Genomic DNA, 9,494 nt, shown 5'->3' on the forward strand with positions numbered 1-9,494 from the left:
TAGCGGCCATTTTAACTTCATAAGGAAACATAATAAAACCCCTTGAATTAGATTTCTCCAATTCAAGGGGTTCAGTTCAAAATCAGGAATAATTGGTTCTTTTCGTTAAATTCTGGGATCAAAACGCCTATTGTCCCAGTCTCAAAATAACGAAGCAGGGTAACCATCCCGGACCTGGGAATGATTGCCCTGCTTCGTTATTTTCTGCCATCAAATTTGCTAAATGTCTCTGCATTATTTTGTTAGGTACATCGTCCGTAACTTTTGGATATCACTGTTGGATAATCTTAATGCGGTCTTCTGATAATGTCTCATTGAGCCATAGCGCTGATCGATTGCATGGTAGACAGCATTAAGATAAGCCGCCTTAGCAGTTTTGGATCGTTTAAAATTGGCCAGGGCCCGTTTGTTATGAGTCACTCGTTTCAACTGCTGGTACTCCTTGTGAACTGTGTTTTGTAAATCGTGATTCGAAGCCAAGTAGTTTTTCATGATCGTTTGCTTGGAAACGCCCAAGCAGGCAAGAATCAGCATCGTGGCAATTCCGGTCCGATCTTTTCCATAGGTGCAATGGTATAGAAGAGCGCCGTGTTTTTGTTTCAGGAGTTGGTTCATGAACGAACGGTAGGCTTTGATGCTATGGGAACTTGTAACCATTTTTTGATAAAACAGCTGCATATTATTTGGCTGCTTGTTTGCCAACTGGTTTGCGTATTGGCGAGTGGTGTGCACCCCAAAGTTTTTATTTGCCATGACACTATCGTGACGATAGTTAACCCCCGATATCCTAGTATCCTTAGCCGTTTTGATTTCACCTGTAGAGCGAAAATCGCAAACCACTTTTAAATTAACGTTCTTGGTTAGTTTCCACTGGTCAGTTTTCGATAAATGAGTCAAAGCAGCCGAACGGATGAGCCGGTTTGGCTTAATGTGCCAACCGTTCTTGGCTACAATGCCACCTAAATCGTGAGTATTGACAGTGCCTGCTAAATGAATTGGGGTGCCATAAACCTTTTGGGCACTGGCCTTAACATCAGTCGGTTGTAATAATCCCCAGCTAAGACAAATAACTCCAAATAATGTGATTCGGATGAAATGATGATCATTCATATTGATCCCCCCCCAGAAAAATTAATGAATGTTCAACCCAATTTTGTCTTTCATTGTCAAAATTCGCTTAACAGACGCGTTGATTTGCTTGACCGAAACTTGCTTCTTTGCCACAGCTCGTCTTAGCTGAGGAATTCCCCGTTTATAATCGCTGGTTAACAGGACATCATTGCCGGCTTTAAATGCGGCCACATCCCGATAAACATGATGTGATCGGGCATAATTACCAACAGCTTGCATCTGTAAGCTATCTGAGACGATGACCCCTTTAAAGCCAAGATCCTTGCGAAGTAGGTGAATATCTTTTTTCGAAAGCGAGGCTGGCTTGTGTGGATCAATTTTTTTCAAAATGATGTGGGTCACCATGACAGAATCAACGCCGCTCTTAATTCCCGCCTTAAATGGCCGGAAGTCTTTTGATTCGAATGACTTAAGTGACCGGCTGACCGCGGCGGATCCAGTGTGGGTATCAGCGGCCGAGCCGTAGCCAGGAAAATGTTTGAGGGTTGCGGCCACGTGCTGTTTTTGAATTGCCGGCACACTTGCGGCAATATACTTAGACGTTTTGACATAACCTTTGCCGATTGTTCGATCATAAATGAAACTACTTTTGTGCAGCGAAACATCGGCCACCGGCGCAAAGTCCCAATTAATTCCCAGGGCGTGGAGCTGTTTGGCCTGGTAACGATACATCGACAAGACTTTCTTCATCCCGCCGCGGTGAAGCGCCTGTTGTGGTGACAAATAATAGTTGTGACCAGAAATTCGTTTGTTGGCGCTCAGCCGAGAGACAGTGCCACCTTCTTGGTCAGTTGAAATGGTTAAGGGGATCTTGGCGCTGTGTTGGTAACTCTTAAGACGGTGTTTGAAAGAAGTCTTGCTACCAACGAAATTGTTTCCCATCAAAATAATGCCACCAAGATGGTATTTCTTGATATCGTGTTTCGTTATGGATTTATTATTTGATACTCCGGTTACAAATAATTGGCCAATTTTTTCATTAAGAGTCATATGCTTAATTTGATTATCGATTTTTTGCTCGTTAGTCTGCTTCGGATGAGTTCCTGAGGCAATTAAGTCTGTGCTTGCATGAGGGATTGATACCCCTAGCCCAAACGATACGGCTGTAATCATAGTGAATGATGCGACCTGCTTAAGATTAATGTTCAACTTACCCAATCTCCCTAAATATAATAATTATGTCAACATAATTATTATATGATAAAAATGAATGAATAGTCATGGGTATCGTCAATTAATTAACTTTTTGACGTTATCTAAGAAACTTTTGAATATGAGCCAAATCGGCTATCCGTTTAGCGGCTGATTCATCTTCAGCGTTGAAGTTATGCCAGTGAACATTGTTAACGCCAACTTTTTGAAACGTTCCTCGCTTAAGTGATTTGATAACCGGATTACCGTACTTCAACCGATAAAGAAAAGTGGGGGTTCCAGCAATTGTAAAAATATGAATGCGGGGTTGGTTGGCGAAGAGCTTCTTAGGGCTGTCCTTTGGAATACGGTTTTTGCTAAAGACCTTGTCAATAAATCCCTTCGTCATGGCGGGCATGACCTCCCACCAAATAGGAAAGACAAAGATAATTCGTTCCGCAGCTGCCAGTCGGTTGAAGTAGCCATCCACTTGGTCGTTAAGTGAGTGCCTGGTTCGCCAGTTTGAAAGATCGGCGGCATGCATAACGGGGTCAAATTTGTCTTTGTGTAAGTCAATGACATCAACGGTATCACCGTTTGCTTGCAAATAACTAATGGTTCGTTGGGGAACCGCGGCACTATAGCTTCTAAAGTGTGGCTGGTTTTCACTAGCTGCCAAAGTATATGGATGGTCAAAAATAAGTATTGTTTTCATAATAAAATGTCCTTTAAATAAAAGTGAGCGGATCCAGGCGATTTTGCAACCGGAGCGTAAGTCTCCTTTGGTAGAAATCCCCGATTCTGGGATTTTTGCCAAAGGTGCTTACGTGCAGGTTGCTGCCTGGAGGAGCTGTCCTAAAAGAAGTGAGCGGAGCAAAGCGGTAGAGATCGGAGTGTAAGTCTCCTCGAACGAAAATTCCGGTTTTGGGAATTTTTGTTCGAGGTGCTTACATGCAGATCTCTGCTTTGAGGAGCTGTCCTAATACTAATCGAGTAGCTTTTCAAAATACATTCCAAGGAATATAATGAGTATAGCAGAACATTAAAAAATGTCAAAATATATTCCGAGGAATTTAAAATGAAACCAACTAGTTTAACAAACCAAATTAAAGCCCAACTCGAAATTTTTCGAAGCCGGGATATTGATCAGACGATCCTTAATCAGGTTAAAGGAACAGGACTAATCGACACCAAATTGGCCAGCCGATTAACAATTAATGATCTCCACGTTATTCAGGTAGTGGCACATGGCGAAGATGTCATGATTTCTGATGTTGCGGCTGGGCTGCCTTTGACGCAAGGCGCGGTTTCTAAAATTGTGAATAAGCTTGCCAATGCGAGATTGCTGACCAAGGCTCATAAACCAGCGAATAAAAAAGAAACGTATCTTCAATTAACCAGTCTTGCAAAGAAGATCAACGCCATTCATGAACGGTATCATCAGGAAATGAATGACAAACTTCAAGAATTAACCGACCAATTTACGCTAGCCGATCTTCAGGTTGTGAGAGAATTTTTGAAAAAACTAAATGAATTACGCCAATTATAAAAAATAAACTTTTTATTTTGATAGAAAATTACAACCGCTTACTTTGTTTATATATAAACAAATTTCTTTTTATTTTTGTTTAAAACAAAGTTAGGTTTCCCAAATTTAAGGATTTACAATGGTTAAAACTATGATAGTATAAATCTGTACTAAAATATGAGGAGGTACTTTGATGCCAAAAGAAAAAGGGCCAAAGAAGCAACATTTGATTCATTATGCAAATGGACCTTCTTTGGAAGAGATTAACGGGACGATTGCAGTTCCAAAAGGACGAGGATTCTGGAAAACATTATTCATGTATTCTGGACCTGGTGCACTAGTTGCCGTTGGATATATGGATCCCGGTAACTGGTCGACTTCAATCACCGGTGGTCAAAACTTTGAGTATTTACTGATGTCTGTTATCTTAATGTCGAGTTTAATTGCGATGTTGCTACAATATATGGCGGCTAAACTGGGTATTGTGTCTCAGATGGATTTGGCTCAAGCAATTCGAGCCCGAACGAGTAAATCACTTGGTTATGTCCTCTGGATATTAACTGAGTTGGCGATTATGGCGACTGATATTGCGGAAGTTATTGGTGCGGCGATTGCGTTATACCTGCTGTTTCATATTCCACTTGTCTACGCCGTGTTTATCACTGTGTTTGATGTTTTGCTTTTGCTATTATTGACTAAAGTTGGTTTTAGAAAAATTGAAGCAATCGTTGTTTGTTTGATTTTAGTAATTCTGTTTGTTTTCGTTTATGAAGTTGCTTTGTCAGAACCAAACATTGGCGCTATGCTTAAAGGCTTGATCCCAACAGGTCAAACATTCTCAAGTGCAGATCATGTTAACGGTGATACACCATTAACTGGTGCCTTGGGAATTATTGGTGCGACTGTTATGCCTCATAACCTTTACTTGCATTCAGCTATTTCACAAACTCGTAAAGTTGATCATAACGACCAAGAGGATGTTGCGCGTACAGTCCGTTTCTCAACTTGGGATTCAAACATTCAATTGTCATGTGCTTGGGTTATTAACTCCTTGCTGTTGATCATGGGTGTTGCCGTATTTAAGACTGGTGCTGTAAAGGATCCATCATTCTTCGGATTATTTGATGCTTTATCAAATACTTCAATGTTGAGTAATGGAATCCTGATTGCGGTTGCCAAGTCTGGAATTCTTTCAATTCTGTTTGCTGTTGCGCTGTTAGCTTCAGGACAAAATTCAACCATTACCGGTACTTTAACTGGTCAAGTTATCATGGAAGGATTTATCCATATGAAGATGCCATTGTGGCTTCGTCGTTTGGTTACCCGTTTGATTTCAGTTATTCCTGTTTTAATTTGTGTTGCGATGACTAGCGGTGAATCCCCAATCAGACAACATGAGGCGCTCAATACTTTAATGAACAACTCTCAAGTCTTCCTAGCGTTTGCCCTACCGTTCTCAATGTTGCCATTATTAATGATGACGGATAATGCGAAGGAAATGGGTGATCGGTTCAAGAACACCCTTTGGGTTAAGATTCTTGGTTGGATTTCAGTTTTAGGTTTGACATTCCTTAACATGAAAGGCTTGCCAGATAACATTGCTAGTTTCTTCGGTGCCAATCCTTCTGCAGGAACTTTGGCTCTGGCTCATGGCATTGCTTATGGAATCATTGTTGCCATTGTCTTGCTTCTCCTATGGACAGTTTATGATCTATATCAAAGTCGTAACAAAATGCCAAAGCGTTTTGAAACAACTGAAGAATATTATGATGAAAGTAAACAGTCAGAAGAGTAGTATAGAGAATTGAGAGGAGGGGCATTGTTAGTATGGATAAAAATGAAATGCCACATACCAAGTTTAAAAGAATTTTAGTAGGTGTTGATGATTCACCTGACGCACAATTGGCTTTTCGTTATGCAATTTCTGAAGCCCGACTTTCTGACGCCTCATTGGTCATTGCGTCCGTTTTGGAACCCGAAGACATGAATGTTTACCAAGCACTTAGTAAAGATTATGTCCACGGTGAACGTAAAGAATTGGCAGAACATATCAATCAATATCGTGATTTAGCACTTCGCGCAGGCGTTAAGGCTGTCGACACGGTTATTGAGGAAGGCAACCCCGGCGAAGTAATTGTTAAAACAATTATTCCTGCTGTTAAAGCTGACTTGTTAATTGTTGGATCACTGTCAAAGACTGGTGTTCGAAAGTACTTCGGCTCACAAGCTGCCTATATGGCTAAGTATGCACCGATTTCAGTAATGGTTGTTCGTTAGGCCGATTACCGAGTCCAGAATAATACGAAAACAGGATCGGAAATTCTTATTTCCGGTCCTGTTTTCGTAAAAATGTCGAAAGGGGGAGTTGTATCTTGGAACTTACAGAGAATCGCCGCAAGTGGTTCGTGGCAACTCTATTACTTGGAACGTTTACGATGTCGATTAGTCAGTCATCACTATCAACGGCTTATCCAACTTTTATGAAATACTTTAATTTGCCAGCTAGCACAATTGCTTGGCTGACAACCGGTTTCATGCTAATTATGTCTGTAGTTATGCCGCTATCGCCATGGCTGATGAATAATTTCAAATTTAAGCCGTTATACCTTTCTTTATTGATCAATTTTGTGATCGGAACGCTGATTATTATTTTTGCGCCCAACTTCTTGATTATGATGGTTGGCCGATTAATGGAAGGGTTTAGTGTTGGCGTGCTGTTTCCATCTTATCAATCAATCATTCTCGAAATTACGCCAACTTCTAAACGGGGAACCGTTATGGGAACGGTCGGCCTGGTGATGGGTTCCGCATTAGCTGTTGGTCCAATCGTATCTGGTGTCCTACTACAGATTTTTAATTGGCAAGCAATCTTTGGTTTCTTTTTAGTCGTTTTGGCAGTTGTTTTCATTTTTGCTATCAAGACGGTTGTAAGCCCGATGAAAATAAAATCAACTAAGTTTGATTTTATTTCCGTCTTTATGTCGCTTGGCATCATTGGACTGCTGTATTTTATCAACGAAATTTCGCATATGACAATGGCAAGTTACCTCAACTGGGGAATTTTATTAGTATCGCTCATCTTGCTCTATTTGTTTGTTCGACGCCAGCTGCACATGAAAGCACCACTGTTACGACTGGATATCTTGGCGATTCCTAATTTTGATCTTGGGGTTGCCTTAACCTCATTATCATATATGTCACTGATCACCGTGACGATCATTATGCCACTGTATTACCAGCAAGTTATTGGGTTAACACCTCTTTGGTCTGGCTTGTCACTTGTGCCGGCCGCTGCATTCTTGTCATGGTTAAATCGCCGCAGTGGTCGCTTGGCCGATCGGATTGGTTTTAAGCCAGTCATTTTAATTGGTTTTGGGCTGTTTATCGTTGGCTGGGGTGCCTTGCTGCTGTGTTCAGGACTTAAGAACATTTGGATTGCCATTATTTGTTCCATGGTCATTGAATCCGGTAATGCCTTTGCAATGATGCCGGCAACAACGCTTGGAGCTAATTCACTGACAAATGACCTCATTCCCCATGGCTCATCAGTCATCGCCACGGTGCGTCAGGTTATGGGTTCAACGGCTATTGTGATCGCAACGGTTGTATTAGGGAATCAAAATTTTAATGGGGTTTTCTTAACATTTTTAATTATTGAAATCATTGCAATCTTTTTAGTATTCAAAATTAAAGATACGGTGAAAGCCACGGCATAGTTGCTATTTGTGAAATGTAAGCAGTTTTCAATACAAAATCAATGTATAAGTGAACAACGTGATTGTTTTGAAAATCACAAGGCGTTCAATTGTACCCCTTTTCATTTTGTGGTAATCTTTTTGTGGATGATAAAACGTCAGTCGCTTTTCATTCCCGCAGAGCAGCTGTTCAAGTTTCAATGAGCTGCTTTGCCGTTATTGACGTTTCCATTAGGTTATCCAATATAATAGGACAGCTCCTCCAAGCAGAGATCTGCATGTAAGCACCTCAAACGAAAATTCCCAAAACCGGAATTTCCGTTCGAGGAGATTTACACTCCGATCTCTAACCGCTTGGATCCGCTCACTTACTTTAGGAGGGTGTACAATGGCATATCGAACTGTTAATCCTTACAATAATGAAGTTGTTAAGGAGTATCCTTTTGCAACAGATATTCAACTTGGCGAAACACTTGCTGAAAGTGACGCAACCTATCGGGCAATGAAGAAGCAGCCAATTTCTGAACGGGCAAAAATCCTTCATAACGTCGCTGCCAAGTTACGTGAACATGAAGATGAACTTGCCAGAGCCTGTACCATTGATATGGGAAAACTAATTGGTGAATCAAAAGGTGAAGTTGAATTAGTTGCAATTATCGCTGATTGGTTTGCTGATCATGGTGAGGAACTGCTTCAGCCAGAAGAAGTGGACACGATCGCAACTGGTCATGCCGAGATTCAAAAGCATGCAACTGGGGTAATCATGATGGTCGAGCCATGGAACTTCCCATACTACCAAATTATGCGGGTATTTGCGCCTAACTTCATGGTTGGCAATACCATGATTTTGAAACATGCTGCTAACACGCCAACTTCAGCTCAAATGTTTTGCGACGTTGTTGCCGAAGCTGGGGCACCCAAGGGTTCATTGACCAATTTATTCTTAAGTTATGATCAAGTTGGCGAAGCAATTGCCGATCCACGAGTTCAGGGTGTTGCGTTAACTGGTTCTGAGCGTGGTGGTACTGCCGTTGCTGAGGCCGCTGGTAAGAACCTGAAGAAGAACACAATGGAACTTGGTGGCATGGACCCATTCATTGTCCTCGGGGATGCTAATATGGACGATGTTGCTGATATCACATGGCGCGCACGTCTTTATAATACTGGTCAAGTATGTACGTCATCCAAGCGGTTCATTGTCATGGATAACGTTTACGATGAATTTGTCGATACCCTTAAAGATAAATTCAGTAAAGTTCAACCAGGTGACCCACTGGATCCTGCAACTTCACTTGCACCAATGAACACCGAAAAAGCGAAGAATAAGCTTCAAGGCCAATTGGATGAAGCCATTGCGGCCGGTGCTAAGGTTGAATATGGAAATGAACCAATTGATTTGCCAGGCCAATTCTTCAAGCCAACAATCTTGACCAACATCAGCAAAAACAATCCAGCATATGACACCGAGTTGTTTGGCCCAATTGCTTGTGTTTACAAGGTTCACAGCGAGCAAGAAGCCATTGATCTTGCCAACGATAACCCTTATGGGCTTGGCGGCATTGTCTTTGCTGGTGATGAAGATCACGGCGCTGAAGTTGCTTCTCAAATCGAAACTGGGATGGTCTTTGTCAATAACTTCATGTCAACATTGCCAGAATTACCATTTGGTGGGGTTAAACTTTCAGGTTACGGCCGTGAAATGAGCCACATTGGTGAAGAAGCCTTCATTAATCAACAATTAATTGTCAAGACTGCTAAACCAAACATGAACAATTTGGCCGGTGGATTAGTCGCAACGGATCCACAACCTAAAAAATTAAGTAAAACAAAATAATCCGCGCTATGTTTAATCGATGCGCGTGATTTCAAGTAAAAATTCGTCAGGGAGTCATGATCCCTGGCGAATTTTTTGCGTATGGTTTTAAGTAAAAGGGGTCAAAGTCAAATCGTATTGATGGCGACTTATGAGCATCACCGAAAGGTGATGCTTTTTTGTTATTAGGCATGAA

8 protein-coding genes are annotated in these 9,494 nt (G+C 41.4%); 5 read left to right on the top strand and 3 right to left on the bottom strand.

What is annotated here, in order from left to right:
- Positions 1-234: 234 nt before the first annotated feature.
- From KTE19_RS11555 to KTE19_RS11565, 3 genes are all read right to left on the bottom strand, one after another.
- Positions 235-1,110, bottom strand: coding sequence for a tyrosine-protein phosphatase (locus tag KTE19_RS11555; protein ID WP_217342332.1), 876 nt, complete (start codon positions 1,108-1,110; stop codon positions 235-237).
- Between the two features lie 21 nt (positions 1,111-1,131).
- Entirely contained in the window at positions 1,132-2,280 is a 1,149-nt protein-coding gene (locus KTE19_RS11560; protein ID WP_249778650.1) for a glycoside hydrolase family 3 protein, read from the bottom strand.
- Between the two features lie 103 nt (positions 2,281-2,383).
- Positions 2,384-2,977, bottom strand: a complete 594-nt coding sequence (locus KTE19_RS11565; protein ID WP_217342334.1) for an NAD(P)H-dependent oxidoreductase — start codon at positions 2,975-2,977, stop codon at positions 2,384-2,386.
- Between the two features lie 363 nt (positions 2,978-3,340).
- Here KTE19_RS11565 and KTE19_RS11570 point away from each other — a divergent pair, with 363 nt between their 5' ends.
- The 5 genes from KTE19_RS11570 (at position 3,341) to KTE19_RS11590 (ending at position 9,319) form a co-directional block, all read left to right on the top strand.
- Positions 3,341-3,811 (top strand): MarR family winged helix-turn-helix transcriptional regulator, encoded by a 471-nt coding sequence (locus tag KTE19_RS11570; RefSeq protein WP_217162135.1) that lies wholly within the window; start codon positions 3,341-3,343, stop codon positions 3,809-3,811.
- 172 nt (positions 3,812-3,983) lie between these two features.
- Positions 3,984-5,585, top strand: a complete 1,602-nt coding sequence (locus tag KTE19_RS11575; RefSeq protein ID WP_217342335.1) for an Nramp family divalent metal transporter — start codon at positions 3,984-3,986, stop codon at positions 5,583-5,585.
- A gap of 32 nt (positions 5,586-5,617) precedes the next feature.
- Positions 5,618-6,067, top strand: coding sequence for a universal stress protein (locus tag KTE19_RS11580; RefSeq protein WP_249778651.1), 450 nt, complete (start codon positions 5,618-5,620; stop codon positions 6,065-6,067).
- A gap of 95 nt (positions 6,068-6,162) precedes the next feature.
- Positions 6,163-7,506, top strand: a complete 1,344-nt coding sequence (locus tag KTE19_RS11585; RefSeq protein ID WP_217162122.1) for an MFS transporter — start codon at positions 6,163-6,165, stop codon at positions 7,504-7,506.
- 367 nt (positions 7,507-7,873) lie between these two features.
- Positions 7,874-9,319 (top strand): NAD-dependent succinate-semialdehyde dehydrogenase, encoded by a 1,446-nt coding sequence (locus tag KTE19_RS11590; protein WP_217342336.1) that lies wholly within the window; start codon positions 7,874-7,876, stop codon positions 9,317-9,319.
- Positions 9,320-9,494 lie beyond the last annotated feature (175 nt).

This window comes from Lentilactobacillus dabitei (genome assembly GCF_019061365.1).
Classification (GTDB): domain Bacteria; phylum Bacillota; class Bacilli; order Lactobacillales; family Lactobacillaceae; genus Lentilactobacillus; species Lentilactobacillus dabitei.